Origin of the sequence: Phytohabitans maris, from assembly GCF_031085175.1 — a bacterium.
GTDB classification, from domain to species: Bacteria; Actinomycetota; Actinomycetes; order Mycobacteriales; family Micromonosporaceae; genus Phytohabitans; species Phytohabitans maris.
On the sequence record NZ_JAVHUY010000013.1, the window covers coordinates 119553 to 133679 of the forward strand.

The 14127-nt window shown below is 71.2% G+C and carries 11 protein-coding genes; 6 read left to right on the top strand and 5 right to left on the bottom strand.

Features of this window, described 5'->3' with window-relative positions; genetic code table 11:
• Positions 1 to 61: 61 nt before the first annotated feature.
• Entirely contained in the window at positions 62 to 232 is a 171-nt protein-coding gene (locus RB614_RS15890; protein WP_308713262.1) for a hypothetical protein, read from the bottom strand.
• A 1187-nt stretch (positions 233 to 1419) separates the two neighbouring features.
• Between RB614_RS15890 and RB614_RS15895 the strand changes: the two genes are divergently transcribed.
• Both RB614_RS15895 and RB614_RS15900 read left to right on the top strand, forming a co-directional pair.
• Positions 1420 to 3795, top strand: coding sequence for a HelD family protein (locus tag RB614_RS15895; protein ID WP_308713263.1), 2376 nt, complete (start codon positions 1420 to 1422; stop codon positions 3793 to 3795).
• Between the two features lie 132 nt (positions 3796 to 3927).
• Positions 3928 to 5043 (top strand): geranylgeranyl reductase family protein, encoded by a 1116-nt coding sequence (locus tag RB614_RS15900; protein WP_308713264.1) that lies wholly within the window; start codon positions 3928 to 3930, stop codon positions 5041 to 5043.
• A 22-nt stretch (positions 5044 to 5065) separates the two neighbouring features.
• Here RB614_RS15900 and RB614_RS15905 read toward each other — a convergent pair whose 3' ends face one another.
• From RB614_RS15905 to RB614_RS15915, 3 genes are read right to left on the bottom strand one after another with little or no spacing between them, the layout of a single operon-like run.
• Positions 5066 to 5815: a hypothetical protein gene (locus RB614_RS15905; RefSeq protein ID WP_308713265.1), complete on the bottom strand. Its 750-nt coding sequence runs from the start codon at positions 5813 to 5815 to the stop codon at positions 5066 to 5068.
• A 2-nt stretch (positions 5816 to 5817) separates the two neighbouring features.
• The gene (locus RB614_RS15910; protein WP_308713266.1) at positions 5818 to 6648 is read right to left on the bottom strand and encodes an endonuclease/exonuclease/phosphatase family protein; all 831 of its coding nucleotides are present in this window, start codon (positions 6646 to 6648) and stop codon (positions 5818 to 5820) included.
• Positions 6558 to 7976, bottom strand: a complete 1419-nt coding sequence (locus RB614_RS15915) for a prenyltransferase/squalene oxidase repeat-containing protein (RefSeq protein WP_308713267.1) — start codon at positions 7974 to 7976, stop codon at positions 6558 to 6560. Before RB614_RS15915 ends, RB614_RS15910 begins: the two co-directional genes overlap by 91 nt.
• 363 nt (positions 7977 to 8339) lie before the next feature.
• Between RB614_RS15915 and RB614_RS15920 the strand changes: the two genes are divergently transcribed.
• The 4 genes from RB614_RS15920 (at position 8340) to RB614_RS15935 (ending at position 12674) form a co-directional block, all read left to right on the top strand.
• Positions 8340 to 9260: a MurR/RpiR family transcriptional regulator gene (locus RB614_RS15920; RefSeq protein ID WP_308713268.1), complete on the top strand. Its 921-nt coding sequence runs from the start codon at positions 8340 to 8342 to the stop codon at positions 9258 to 9260.
• Positions 9261 to 9290: 30 nt separating this feature from the next.
• Complete coding sequence (locus tag RB614_RS15925; RefSeq protein WP_308713269.1) at positions 9291 to 10598, top strand: extracellular solute-binding protein; 1308 nt, start codon at positions 9291 to 9293, stop codon at positions 10596 to 10598.
• A gap of 253 nt (positions 10599 to 10851) precedes the next feature.
• On the top strand, positions 10852 to 11832 hold the full coding sequence (locus RB614_RS15930; RefSeq protein WP_308713270.1) for a carbohydrate ABC transporter permease: 981 nt from the start codon (positions 10852 to 10854) through the stop codon (positions 11830 to 11832).
• The gene (locus RB614_RS15935) at positions 11832 to 12674 is read left to right on the top strand and encodes a carbohydrate ABC transporter permease (protein WP_308713271.1); all 843 of its coding nucleotides are present in this window, start codon (positions 11832 to 11834) and stop codon (positions 12672 to 12674) included. The genes RB614_RS15930 and RB614_RS15935 overlap by 1 nt, the downstream gene beginning before the upstream one ends.
• A 417-nt stretch (positions 12675 to 13091) precedes the next feature.
• Here RB614_RS15935 and RB614_RS15940 read toward each other — a convergent pair whose 3' ends face one another.
• Positions 13092 to 14033, bottom strand: a complete 942-nt coding sequence (locus tag RB614_RS15940) for a hydroxymethylglutaryl-CoA lyase (protein WP_308713272.1) — start codon at positions 14031 to 14033, stop codon at positions 13092 to 13094.
• Positions 14034 to 14127: the final 94 nt, after the last annotated feature.

Sequence of the window (14127 nt, forward strand, 5' to 3'; positions counted from 1 at the left end):
CCGGGGAAGCCAAGCTCTGTGCATCGGCAGGGAAGCCAAGCTCTGTATCGGTTGAGAAGGGTCAGGTGTAGGACGGCTCCGCGGGCATCGACATCGGCTCGCCCGTGTTCGGGTCGTAGCAGAGGTAGCGGCCGTTCGCGTGGATCCAGCCCCAGATGTCGTCGAGCGCGAGTGGCAGCCCGCAGTGCGCGCAGGTGGCCTCCGCCGGTGCGGTGGCCGCCGGCGGTGTCACTGAGGGTGTCCCGTCCGTCACTGCATTCCCCTCCAAGTCAAGGCCTCTGAGCTGGGCGTCCGTCCATCTTGCGGCATGGCGGCAACCTCTGCATCCGCTGGTACGCCCCTCATGTGATCAATGATTCGGCCCGGCTGGCAAGTCCGGTACGTTGACCGGGTGACCGCGGGTCGGCCAAGTGCCGCGACGGCATGGGACTCCCGGCTCGTTCTTGATCATTTGGCGGGTCCACGACCCGGAGCCGGAGCGGCGAATCGCGGATCGCGGTGGCCACGGTCTGCGCACCCGCGCGCACGCGGGATCGGGCGAGCGGGTGTGATCGTGGTATTCCGCTGCCCCTCCAGGGGCACCTGAGTACCACGATCTGCCGCGAACCTGCCCGTGCCCGCCGCCGAGGGCACAGGCGCGGGTGCGCAGGCAAGCCGTGGTGAGACCATGATCACCTCGCGGGCGGGCTGCGTCACCAAGGCGCGGGCCGCCCAGGCCGCCAGCCGCGTCGCGCCCCATGCCGGCGGCCGTCCAGGGTTTCGGAGTCGGGGTGTTGGGCTGCGGGGTAGGCGGGGTGTGGCGCGTCCCGGCGTTTCTTCGGACACGATTTGCCCCGGCCCGCGCCAGCTGTGGGCCGTATGCTCCCGCGGGCACCGCGGAGGCCGGCGGCGAGCTGGCGCTCGCCGAGTTCCCCGGCCTCCGCTGCCGGCTCCGCGGCACAAGCCCAACCGGGGGTGTAGTTGCGGTCACCGTCCGCGGCGGGGTGCGGGGAAGCTGCGCGGTCGCACGCACAGACGGGGCAGCTCCAGAGCTTCCCGCACACGCACATCCGCCCCGGCGGCGGCTCCTCGCAGGGGCCGGGGTGAGATCGCCGACCGCGGAGGGTGAGGCCGCGGGAAGGGCACCCCAAGAAGACGCTCCGCCCGCGCAACGGTCCGGACCACGACGGACGCCGCGGTAGCCCACATTCTCTTCGGGGTTTGGATCCGCTCAAGGCCGCCAACGACCGAGGCCCCCCGCCTCCGTAGCCGCGGAGATCCAGTGTGGACGGTGACGCCGGGCTGGGCCGCGGGCCGGGGCCGGGTCAAAATGGGGTGCCGATTCGCGAGCCAGACTCCGGTCTGGTGCGCTATCTTTGTCGGCTGAGCACGACAAAAGGGCAGCACAAGCTGCCCCTCTCGCCGGCAAGTATAGAACGCATGGGAGCCGCTTTGTCAAGCAACTCCGCGGAGATTTCCCACGAGCAGGGATACGTCTCGGCTCTGTATCGACGGTTGGACGAGATGCGCGAGCAGTCCGGGCGCCGCCTCGCGACGCTGCTGCGACAGACCGGCGGCACCCCACAGGCGAAGACGGAGCGGGACAGCGGCGTCGCGCTCTACACGGATCAGGTCGCCCAATACGGCGCGGTGGAGGCTGGCCTCTGTTTCGGGCGCCTCGACTTCGACGAGGGCGAGGCAGCGGGCGAGGTAGCCGGCGAGCCGGCGGGCGAGGCGCCCAGCGCGGACGGGCGGATCGCCGGCGAGCACCCGCGTTACATCGGCCGTATCGGGATCTTCGACGACGGCGACGACCACCGGTCGCTGCTGGTGGACTGGCGGGCGCCGGCCGCTCGGCCGTTCTACCTGGCGACCGCGGCCTCCCCGGACGGCGTGCGGCGGCGCCGGCACATCCGCACCCGCCGGCGTACCGTCGTGGCGCTGGACGACGAGGTGCTCGACCTCGAGGCCGCTCGCGAGTCCGTCCACGAAGGACTGACCGGCGAGGCGGCGCTGCTCTCCGCGCTGTCGGCGAGCCGCACCGGCCGGATGCGGGACATCGTCGAGACCATCCAGGCGGAGCAGGACCACATCATCCGGGCGCCGCTCGACGGTGTGCTGGTGGTGCAGGGCGGGCCCGGCACCGGCAAGACGGCGGTGGCGCTGCACCGGGCGGCCTACCTGCTGTACACGCACCGCCGCGAGCTCTCCACACGCGCCGTGCTGATCGTCGGGCCGAACGAGACGTTCCTGCGCTACATCTCCCAGGTGCTCCCGTCGCTCGCCGAGACCGGCGTGCTGCTCGGCACGCTGGGCGACCTGTTCCCGGGGGTGATCGCCCGCCGCGCGGAGCCGGCCGAGGTGGCCGAGATCAAGGGGCGCCCGGTGATGGCCGACGTGCTCGCCGCGGCGGTACGCGACCGGCAACGGCTGCCCGACGAGCCGCTGCCGATCACGCTGGAGACGGCGGCGCAGGGCGAGACGCTGTACCTCCAGCCGGCGACCGTGCGCGCGGCCCGCGAGCGGGCCCGGCGTTCGGACCGGCCGCACAACCTGGCCCGGGCGATCTTCGACACGGAGATCGTGCACGCGCTCGCCGCCCAGCTCGCCGAGACGATCGGCACCGACCCGTACGCGGACGACCCGCTGGGCGGCGACGACGCACCCGGCGAGGAGATCCTCTTCGACGAGGCCGACCTCGCCGAGATCCGCCGCGAGCTGCGCAAGGAGCCGGAGGTACTGGGCACCCTCGACTGGCTCTGGCCGATCCTGACGCCGCAGCAGCTGGTGGCGGGCCTCTTCGCGTCCGACAAGCGCCTCGACGCGGTCGCCGGCCTACTGACGGACAGCGAGCGCGCAGCCTTGAGAAGGGACCCCGCCGGCGGGTTCGCCCCGGCCGACGTGCCCCTGCTGGACGAGGCCGCCGAGTTGCTCGGCGAAGACGAGGCGAGCAAGGCGGCGCTGGCCGAGCGGCTGCGGCAGGCCCGCGTGGCGTACGCGGAAGGTGCTCTTGAAATCGCCCGCGGATCCGTGTCGATCGACGCGGAGGACGAGGTGGAAAACGAGATCCTCTCCGCGACCGACATCATCGGCGCGAGCGAGCTCGCCGAGCGGCACGAGGACGGCGACCGGCTGACCGCGGCCCAGCGGGCGGCCGCGGACCGCACCTGGGCGTTCGGGCACGTGATCGTCGACGAGGCGCAGGAGTTGTCGCCGATGGCCTGGCGGCTGCTGATGCGGCGCTGCCCGAGCCGTTCGATGACCGTGGTCGGCGACGTGGCGCAGACCGGTGACCTGGCCGGCACCTCGTCCTGGGACGGGATCTTCGCGCCGTACGTGGCGGACCGCTGGCGGCTCGCCGAGCTCAAGGTCAACTACCGTACGCCGGCGGAGATCATGGCGGTGGCGGCCGAGGTGCTGGCCCGGATCGACCCGGCGCTGGAGCCGCCCCGCTCGGTACGGCAGACCGGCGTCGAGCCGTGGACCCGCGTGCTGGACGCCGCGCAGCTGCCCAAGGTCGTCATCGACGAGGCCGCCGAGGTCGGTGACGGCCGGCTGGGCGTGATCGTGCCCGCCGGCCGCCTCGCCGAGCTGGGGCTCTCGATCGCCGAGGCGGTACCCGAGGTGGTGCTCGGCGCCGAGCCCGACCTGGAGAAGCGCGTCGCCGTGCTCACGGTCCGCCAGGCGAAGGGGCTGGAGTTCGACGCGGTGGTGGTCGTCGACCCGGACGCGATCGTCGCCGAGTCTCCGCGCGGCCAGAACGACCTCTACGTCGCCCTGACAAGGGCGACCCAACGGCTGGGGATCCTCACCTGAGGGTGTCGATCAGGGAGTTGATGGAGTGACACGCCGGACGACACGCCCACCAACTCCCTGATCAACGCGCGCGGTGGGCGACCGGCGTGAGCGACGCGAGCCGCGCTGGCAGACGCGGCTATCCTGCGCGGAGTGGAGATGTGGGATGTCGCCGTCGTCGGCGGGGGACCGGCCGGCCTCTCCGCCGCGTACGCCGCGGCGCGGGCCGGAGCGCGCACCGTCGTCCTGGAGAAGGCCACCCACCCGCGGTACAAGACCTGCGGCGGCGGCCTGATCGGCACCTCGCTCGCCGCGGTCGGCGGGCGGATCGACGTGCCCGTGGACGATCATGTCGACCGGGCCACGTTCACGCTCGACGGGCGCCGCGAGATCAACCGCGCCAGCGCCGGACCGGTGCTGGCCATGGTGCGCCGCGAGGCGTTCGACCACGCGCTTCGCAAGGCCGCGGCCGACGCCGGGGCCGAGGTCCGCGAGCGGGTCACGGTCCGCGGCCTCGACGACGCCGGCGGCCACGTCGTGGTCCGACCATCATCTGGTACGCCGCTGGCGGCGCGAGCCGTGATCGGGGCGGACGGATCCTCGGGTATCACGTCCCGGCACGTCGGCGTCGCGTACACGCAGGTCGATCTCGGCCTGGAGGTCGAGCTGCCCATCCCGCCGGCCCTGCGCGAGCGGTGGCGGGGCCGGGTGCTCATCGACTGGGGCCCGATACCCGGCTCGTACGCGTGGGTCTTTCCCAAGGGCGACCGCCTCACCGTCGGGGTGATCGCCGAGCGCGGTCAGGGTACGGCCACGAAGGCGTACCTGCGGCGCTTCGTCGAGCGGCTCGGCCTGTCCGGCATCGAGCCGGTGCACGACTCCGGCCACCTGACCCGCTGCCGCGCCGCCGACTCGCCGCTGCGCCGCGGGCGGGTGCTGGTCGCCGGCGACGCGGGCGGGCTGCTGGAGCCGTGGACCCGCGAGGGCATCAGCTTCGCGCTCCGCTCCGGCACGTACGCCGGGGAAGCCGCCGCGGCCGGCGACCTGAGCCGGTACGAGTCCACTGTGGAGGCCAAGCTCGGCCCCGAGATGCGCACCGGGCGCCGCCTGCTGGCCGCCTACAACCGGCGGCCGGGCATGTTTCACGCACTGCTGGCGACGCCACCGGGCTGGCGGCTGTTCGTGAGGTTCTGCCGCGGCGAGCCGGTGCTCGTCGACGCGGTCCGCCACCGCCCGATCCGCGCCGCACTGTCGGTGCTGGCCCGCTGACCTCGTCCCTCCCCGCGCGTCCTCAGCCGGCCTGCGCCACCAGTTGCCGCGCGGGTGCCCGCCGCAGCTGGTCGTCGAGGCGGGACAGGCGGTCGCGAAGGTCCGCCGCCGAGAAGACCCGGCGCCGCGCGGGCCGCGGGAGACCCTCCCGGTCCGCGTAGATCGAGGAGTGCTCGCGCACCGAACGCGTCTCCAGGAAGAGCGTGGCGGTGAGCAGCGGCGAGGCGTCGATCCGGTGCAGCGCGTCGGCGGGCATGGCGTAGGTGCTGCCGGCGCCGAGATCGGCGTTGAGGCAGAGGCGGAGGCGCGTGTCGCCGAGGCGCTGAAACTCCCAGACGCCCTCGGCGGCCAGGCTCGTCTCGCGGAAGTGCACGAGCGCCTCGCCGTCGTCCGACGGCCGGTACACCCGCATCCGCACCTCGCCCGTGACGACGAAGGAGGCGAACGCGAAGCGGTGGTTGTGCACGTGCTCGCGGCGGCGCGCGGTCTCCGGCCACCAGATGTGCAGCCGGAGCTGTCCGAGCGGCTGCTGCGACAGCAGGATGATCTTGTCGAAGCCGAGCGGGTGCGGGTACGACCGGCGCGCCAGCGCCTCGGCGAGGTCGTCGGAGGCGAGGACCGAGCCGATCAGGTGCCGCAGCGCGGCCGGCTCCCCGATGCTCCGGAGTACGTCGCCCGCCTCGGCCGTGCGGATCGGGTCGCGCTGCCCGAGCAGAGCCAGCACCGGCTCCGCGAGGTCGGGCAGGGTCTTCGCGGTGGATGCGGCGGCCATCTTCACTCCCCGAGCTCGACCAGGCAGAGGCGGTGATCGGAGAACGTGTCCAGCACGCGGGCCGTCGGTGGATCGGGCACCTCGGGTGAGAACAGGATGTCGTCGGCCGCGAAGCCGCGATGGGTCACCTGGCCACGGGTGGTACCGGTGAGCCGGCGCCCGTTGACGTCGGGCAGGAGGCCACGGTCGGCGGTGTTGAAGTCGCCGGCGACGACCAGCGGCCGGCCGCCGAGCTCGCCAAGGTGCTTTCTCAGCGCCCGCCAGATCCCGTCGAAGTCGTCGTGGTCCGCCGGGCGCTCGAACATGTGGAACGGAAACATGTGCAGGGAGACGAGCGTCAGCCGCCCGCCGCCGGTGGCGATCTCGCACGCCAGTACACCCTTGTCGTAGCTTTCGTAGGTGCTGCCGCCGCGCGTTATCCGCAGCCGTGGGTTGGGCAGCTTGAACTCCCACCTCCCGGTGATCCGGTAGCGGCTGGCGATGGCGACGCCGGCCCGGGCGGCGGGGAAGAACGCGGACGGCGAGCACGGATAGCGCTGGATGTGCCGCAGGGCGGTGTTGGCCTCGATGTCGTCCAGGACGGTGGACCTGCCCGACCGGTCGAAATCCACCTCTTGCAGGGCGATGACGTCGATGCCCTGCGCCTTGACCAGGTCCGCGACGCTCGGTCGCGGATGATCCCGCTTTTCACAGCCCTCGGAGAGTCCTTCTTGGACGTTCCAGGTGGCGATGGTCAGCGGTGTCAGTACATCGGTGCCCGAGCTCGCAGCGCGACGTCGCGCAGCACCGACACTCCTTGGTACGCCATCCAGATCGGCTCCCGATCGCGCCATCTCCAGATCCCCCTCTCCTGACTTCTGACGACCGCCCGAACGGCCTCTTTGAGCTGTGTGGACCGGAGTGGCTCATGCCCTTCGAGCAGGAGCGCGCGAGCGACCCAGGCGGGCGTGAAGTGATAGACGAGAAGCGCGTCGACCTCGTCGTTGTACTTGCGCCGGATCTGCTCGTCCTGGATGCCGAGATCGAAGCTCTCGCACACCCACTCGGCCGCCGCCCTGGCCTGCTCGCTGAGCTCCCGCCGCTCGGGCAGCACCGCGGCCACGCGGTGGAGCGCGACGATCGCGCGTGCGGTGTGCGGCACGGACCCGGTGCTCCGCTTGTCGCCGAGCGTCGCGGCCCAACGCGGCCTGTCCCGGTCGCCTCCGGCGGTGCCTCTGGTGAGGCGGTCCACGAGGTCGGGGAGGAGCGGCGAGTCCGGCGCGAAGCGGGCGAGCGTGGAGACGGCGCTCGTCACCACGCAGGTGCTGCGCATACCGTCGGGGTCGCGCTCCTCGTCGAGCATCCGCTCGAGCGTGCCCACGAGACGCTGCCGTACCGCCCTGCTGAGACCCGCCGGGACCAGGGCGCCCAGGACCCAAGCCGTCACCTCCGGCCGGCCGACCTCGCGCTGGTTGCTCGCGGACCACCCGCCGCCCGGCCGTTGCATGGCAAGGATGCTCTCGATCACCCGGTGCCGCTCGACGGTCACGTCACGGACGTCGAGCGCCATCGCGATCCGCAGGCCGTACGACGAACCGATCGCGCTCGGTGGGACGTCGTCGCCGTAGAACTGCGACCACCCGCACACCTCCGTGTCGCCGCGCTGGCGGCACCGGTAATCGTGCAGGAGGCGTCGTCGCGTGCCGTCGAAAATCTCCGGGAGGGTGCCGTGGTCGTTTTCCACCGACTGCCGGGCCTCTGGCACTTTCGCCGAGCCCAGGTCGCCCGCCCCGATCTTCTTCGGCTGCAGGATCAGCCGAAGAAGCAGCCCGGCACAGAGCGCGATGACAACGGCGAAGACGTAGCGCAACCAGTCCTGCGAAAACCATTCCTCAGGCAGGTGGTCGAGCAGGAGGCTGTATGTGCTGAACGTCAGCGCGAAGGGCCCGAGGCCGGCGAGGGCGCGTAGAAGCAGGCGAAGGCGGTCGGACCACTTCGCTCGATCGGGGCGTGACCTGCCAGGCTCGGGCTGGGACGAGGCTGCCACAGCCGTTGTCTTCGGACCAGCGGTGGACATTGTGCTCCCGACTCGACGACCGATGACCACGGCTTTCTGGCATTTCGCGAAGCGCGAGCAATCTTCGTTGATCGCGTTTGGATATGGCCAGTGCGACTGGTCCACAGAGTACCGTGTGGGTCGCCATACCTTGCTAGCGCATTTGCATATCGCGCGAAGTGGATCCCGCCAGAGTGTGGTTTTTCGATTTGCGGGTGAGTTTATTTCGGAATGGATCGACCGTATGGATGAACCATTCTGGCTCGCGGGTCCAGACGTTGACGGCTATCCATCTGCCTGGCCCTTCTGGCGAGCGGGGCGACGGCTGGTGCTGGCGGTATGTCCCAATTGGGGGCCCCTGCTCGGGTTCGCCCCACCGGTTCGCGCGTAACGGTTTGAAAACCCCGCCCAGGCTCTTGCGCTTTGACCCGCGCTTCAGTAAGAAATATTACCACTAACAGTTAACTTTCTTTTCTGAAGGGCTTGCCGATGGTCGAGCGCGAGGTGGACGGGCACGCGCCGACGGCGGTGGTCGACGCGTCGGTGATCCTCACCGTGCGCGCGAAGCTGCCGGAGTTCACCGGAGCGCTCCAGCGGGTGGCCGAGCTGGTCCTCGCCGATCCGGCGAGTGCGGCCCGGTCCACGATCGTCGAGCTGGCCGAGCGGAGCGGCACCTCGCCGGCGACCGTCACCCGGTTCTGCCGTGCCCTCGGCTTCGAGGGGTACGCGGACCTGCGCCTCGGCATCGCCGCCGAGACCGGGCGGGCCCGGGCGGCCGGCTGGAGCGTCGACATCGGTCGCGAGATCGAGCCCGGCGACCCCCTCGAAAAGGTGCTCGAACAGGTCATGGCGGCCGACACCCGCGCCATGCACGACACCGCGTCGCGGCTCGACTTGTCCGAAGTGGAGCGTGCCGCGCAGGCCATCGCCGGCGCGTCCCGGGTCAGCATCTTCGGCGCCAGCGGCAGCGCACTGGTCGGCGAGGAGATGCAGTTCAGCCTCCACCGCATCGGGGTCGCGGCGTGGGCGTGGACCGACGTCCACAACGGACTGGCCAGCGCGGCGCTCTCCCGGCCGGGTGACGTGGCGCTGGGCATTTCCCACAGTGGACAGACCCGGGAGACCATCGAGATGCTCGCCGAGGCCGCCGGCCACGGCGCCACCACCATCGCACTCACCAGCTTTCCCCGCTCGGCCCTCGCCGAGCTGGCCGACGTCGTGCTCCTGACCGCCACCCAGGCCACCACGTTTCGGCCCGACGCGCTCTCCGCCCGCCACCCGCAGCTCGTCGTCCTCGACCTGCTCTACGTCGCGGTCGCCCAGCGCACCCACCAGCGTTCACACGCGGCCCTGCAACGCACCGCCCAGGCCGTGGACCCACACAAGGCCGCCAAAGACGGCCAGCACTGATTAACCCATCACCAAACCCTTGGAGGATCCGTGAGACACAGGATCGCAATCGCCGCGGCGCTCGCCGCGACGCTGCTGGGCGCGGCCGCGTGCGGCGGCTCCGACGACAGCGGGGCCAACGACACCTCGGCCCAGGCGCTGGACGGCAAGGGCAAGACCATCAAGGTCTGGCTCATGGTGGACGCCCAGTCGTCCTGGAAGGAGGTCGTCGAGGACGCGAACGCCCGGTTCACCGCGGCGACCGGCGCCAACGTGACGGTCGAGTACCAGCAGTGGGCCAACCACCTCACCAAGCTGGACGCCACCCTCGCCGGCAGCGACGTGCCGGACGTGGTCGAGCTCGGCAACACCGAGATGCCCAAGTACGTCTTCAGCGGCGCGTTCGCGGAGCTCGACAAGGGCCGCTTCGAAAACTCGGCCAACTGGCTGCAGGGCCTCGCCGGCCCTTGCGAGCTGGACGCCAAGACGTACTGCGTGCCCTACTACGCCGGTGCCCGGGTGCTGATCTACCGCACCGACCTCTTCGACGCCGCCGGCATCAAGGCGCCCACCAGCTACGCCGAGCTGACCGCCGCGGCGGACGCGCTCAAGGCCAAGAACGCCGCGGGCAGCAACAAGTTCGCCGCGTTCTACATGCCGGGCGCCTACTGGTACGCGGCGATGTCCTGGGTCTACGCCGAGGGCGGCCAGATCGCCAAGAAGGACGGCGACAAGTGGACCGGCACGCTCGCCGACCCGCAGGCGCTGGCCGGCCTGCAGAAGTGGGCCGACCTGGTCAAGGGTTACTCGTCGGGCGACGTGACGAAGGACGAGAGCGACCAGGCGGCGATCTTCGCGCAGGGGCAGTCGGCGATGTTCTACGGCAACGGCTGGGAGGTCGGCGCCGCGCAGGAGCAGCGCAAGGACCCGAACGACCCGAACTCCGAGCTGGTCGCCACCAAGGTGAAGGGGAAGGTCGCCGCGGCGCCGATGCCGGGCATCCCGTCCTTCCTCGGTGGCTCCAACCTGGGTGTCGCGGCGAAGAGCCAGAACCAACCGCTCGCCGCTGAGTGGATCAAGTACTTCACCGACACCAAGGCGCAGGAGGCCCTGCTGGCCAAGGCCGTCCTGCCGAACGCGACCAACCTGCTCGACAAGGCCGCCACCGTCAAGGGCAACGAGGCGACCGCGCTGGCCGCGAAGAGCAGCTGGTTCGTGCCGATGGCCGAGAAGTGGGCGGACGTCGAGAAAGCGGCCGTGCTCCAGCAGATGCTGCGCGACATCGTCACCGGCAAGAAGTCGGTGGCCGACGCGGCCGCCTGGGCCGACGGCGAGATCGAGAAGACCCTCAACGGCTGACCCGGTGCCGGGGCGCCCCCCCCCGCGGGGGGGGGGGGGGGGGCCCCCCGGGGGGGGGGGGGCGGCGGGGGCCCGGCCCCCCGGGGGGGGGCGGCCCCGACGGCGCGACCGAGACCCCCCCCCACGGCCGCCCGGCCGCCGCGCCGCCCGCGCCGGCGGGCGGCGCGGCCTTCCACCCGTGTCGCGTCCGCTGCCGCGGCGACCGCCCACGATGGCGGTGCGGACGCGGCCCCGGAAGCTCAGAAGGAGTGAGATGCACGCCGTCGACAGCCCGGCGACCGCGCCGCCGGCGCCTATCGCGCCGTCCACACCAGACAAACCAACCGCCCGGGTACGCCGTCGGCGCCGTCCCCAGTGGACACCCCTCTTCCTCGCCCTGCCCACACTGGTGCTGCTCGCCGGACTGCTGGCGTACCCGCTCGGCCGCATGCTCGTACTGTCCTTCCAGGACATGCAGCTGCGGCACCTCTTCTCCGGCGCCACCCCGCCCTGGGTGGGCTTCGACAACTTCACCCAGGTCCTCACCGACGGCGTCTTCTGGGGCGTCGTACGCCGTACCGCCATCTTCACGGTCGTCTCGGTGGCGATCTCGATCGTCCTCGGCCTCGGCGTCGCGCTGCTCATGCAGCGGGTCAGCAACGGCGTCCGGGTGGCGATGGTGATCGCCATGATGTTCGTCTGGGCGATCCCGCAGCTGGTCTCCGCGCAGATCTTCAAGTGGATGGTGGACGCCGACTTCGGCGTCCTCAACTACGCCATCGACCAGATCCCGGGCGTCGACTTCACCAACCACAGCTGGTTCGCCGACCCCACCCAGGGCTGGATCGTCATCACCACGCTCGTCGTCTGGGCCGGCATCCCGTTTCTGGCGATCACGCTGCACGCCGGCCTCACCCAGGTGCCCCAGGACCTGCGCGAGGCCGCACTGGTCGACGGCGCCAGCCCGTGGCAGACACTGCGTACCATCATCCTGCCCATCCTGCGGCCGCTGATCGTCATCGTCACCACCCTCTCGGTGATCTGGAACTTCGGCCTCTTCACCCAGGTCTGGGTGGTCCGGGACAGCAAGCCCGAGCAGGAGTACCAGACCCTCGCCACGTACGCGTTCACACAGGCGTTCGGGCGCAACGAGTACAGCCTCGGCTCGGCCATCTCGGTGATCACGGTGATCCTGATGCTCGGCGTGATGGCGTTCTACGTACGGCAGATGTTTCAGATCGGAGACGTCGACTGATGTCCACTCCACGCTCCCAGCGCTCCCGCGCGGGCACGGTGGCGGCCAACACCGTCGGCGTGCTCTTCGTGATCGTGATGGCCTTCCCCGTCTACTGGGTGCTGAACACCGCGTTCAAGCCGGCGTCCGAGGTGCTCTCGTTCACGCCGTCGTTCTTCCCGCAGCACCCGACGCTCGACAACTTCAAGTCGGCCATCAAGGCGCCGTTCTTCCTCGTCGACCTCCGCAACGGCCTCATCATCACCACGACCGCGGTGGCCGGCGCGATCGTGGTCGGCTTCCTGGCCGCGCTGGCGATCGCCCGCTTCCGCTTCTACGGCCGGCGCGCGCTCATCATGGTGATCCTCGGCGTACAGCTGGTGCCGCTGCTCGCGCTGCTGATCCCGCTCTACCTGATGCTCAACCGGGCCAACCTGACCAACAGCCTGGTCGGCGTCAGCATCACGTACCTGGTGCTGATCCTGCCGTACACGGTCTGGACCCTGCGCGGCTTCATCGCCGCGGTCCCGCGCGAGCTGGACGAGGCCGCCCTGGTCGACGGCTGCGGCCGCTGGCAGACCTTCTACCGGATCATCCTGCCGCTCACCGGCCCAGGCCTCGTGGCCACCTCGATCTACGGGTTCATCCAGGCGTGGAACGAGTTCATCATCATCAACACGCTCAACAACCCCGAGACCCAGAATCTGATGGCCTGGCTGCTGCAAAACCAGACCAACCGCGGCACCGCCTGGGGCCCGCTCATGGCCGGCGCCCTGATCACGTCGCTGCCCGTCGTCGTCTTCTTCCTGATCATCCAACGCAACATCGCGACCGGCCTCACCGCCGGCGCCGTCAAGGGCTGAAACCCAGACCTATCCCTGGTACGGGGGTGCGACGCCCAGCCACACCTCGGCACCGGGGCCTCTTGGGGCGGATGGGCACCCGGCTGGCTGTTGCGCACCGCCAGCCGGGTGCCCCACTCGACGTAGCCGGCGAACGCCGACCGGAACTCCGGGTCGTCCGGCAGCGACACCTCGTCCGCCGCGTCCATCAGCAGGTCGCCCCAGCGCCGCCGCTGTGGCTCGGTGATGGCCTTCCCGAGGTGCTGCCGCAGCATGTGCGCGGGTAACCACCCCGCTCGGCCGTGTACGCCGCCGGCCCATTCGTGCAGCGTCGGTGGGTGCACCATGGGTACAGCCCAACACGCCCGGCCCCGGTGCGCCAGGCCATGTACGACTGGGCCTGGCCCGCGCCGCCCGCACCGGTGCCACGATCGCCGGCTAGGCGGCGGCGACCTCGGCGGCGAGGGCGCGTACGACGGCGGAGGGGCTCTGGCGGCCGAGGCGCTGGGCCATCCAGAGGCTGGTGCGGACCAGCGCGCCCAGGTCCACGCCCGTCGCTATGCCCAGGCCGTGCAGTTGCCAGACCAGGTCCTCGGTGGCGAGGTTGCCGGTGGCGCTCTTGGCGTACGGGCAGCCGCCCAGGCCGCCGGCCGAGGAGTCCACCGTGGTCACGCCGGCCTGGAGGGCGGCGAGGGTGTTGGCCAGTGCCTGGCCGTACGTGTCGTGGAAGTGCACCGCCAGCCGGTCCGGGCCGACGCCGGCGTCGGCGAGGACACGGATCAGCGACGTGACGTGGCCGGGGGTGCCCACGCCGATCGTGTCGCCGAGGGAGAGCTGGTCGCAGCCGAGGCCGACCAGGCGGCGGGCGACCGACACGACCTGGGGGACGGGGACCTCGCCCTCCCAGGGGTCGCCGAAGCACATGGACAGGTACGCGCGGACCCGCAGGCCCTCGGCGCGGGCGCGCTCCACCACCGGCTCGAACATCGCCAGCGACTCGTCGACGGTGCGGTTGAGGTTGCGCTTGGCGAACGTCTCCGTCGCGCTGCCGAAGATGGCGATCTCGCGCACGCCCAGCGCCAGCGCCCGGTCCAGGCCGCGCTGGTTGGGGACCAGCACCGGGTAGCGCACGCCGGGCTTGGGGGGCAGGCGGGTGAGGAGGTCTTCGGCGTCGGCGAGCTGGGGCACCCACTGCGGGTGGACGAAGCTGGTCGCCTCGATGACGCCGAGGCCGGTGGCGGCGAGCCGGTCGAGGAACTCCAGCTTGACGTCGACCGGGACGATGGTCGACTCGTTCTGGAGGCCGTCGCGCGGCCCGACCTCCCAGATGGTCACGGACATCGGCAGCCCGGGCATCGGGACCCGCTGCGGGCTCAACATCCCTCGAACCTACGCCAGCTGGCCACCCCGACGCAGCGAGCCGCCCAGACGGGCGAAGCAGGCCGGGCGCAGCGAGCCGCCCAGACCCGGCGAG

Excerpts from the sequence above, each read along its gene's own strand:
- RB614_RS15895 (WP_308713263.1), top strand. The coding sequence starts at position 1,420 with ATGGGAGCCGCTTTGTCAAGCAACTCCGCGGAGATTTCCCACGAGCAG.
- RB614_RS15905 (WP_308713265.1), bottom strand. The coding sequence starts at position 5,815 with ATGGCCGCCGCATCCACCGCGAAGACCCTGCCCGACCTCGCGGAGCCG.
- RB614_RS15910 (WP_308713266.1), bottom strand. The coding sequence starts at position 6,648 with ATGGCGCGATCGGGAGCCGATCTGGATGGCGTACCAAGGAGTGTCGGT.
- RB614_RS15920 (WP_308713268.1), top strand. The coding sequence starts at position 8,340 with ATGGTCGAGCGCGAGGTGGACGGGCACGCGCCGACGGCGGTGGTCGAC.
- RB614_RS15930 (WP_308713270.1), top strand. The coding sequence starts at position 10,852 with ATGCACGCCGTCGACAGCCCGGCGACCGCGCCGCCGGCGCCTATCGCG.
- RB614_RS15935 (WP_308713271.1), top strand. The coding sequence starts at position 11,832 with ATGTCCACTCCACGCTCCCAGCGCTCCCGCGCGGGCACGGTGGCGGCC.
- RB614_RS15940 (WP_308713272.1), bottom strand. The coding sequence starts at position 14,033 with ATGTTGAGCCCGCAGCGGGTCCCGATGCCCGGGCTGCCGATGTCCGTG.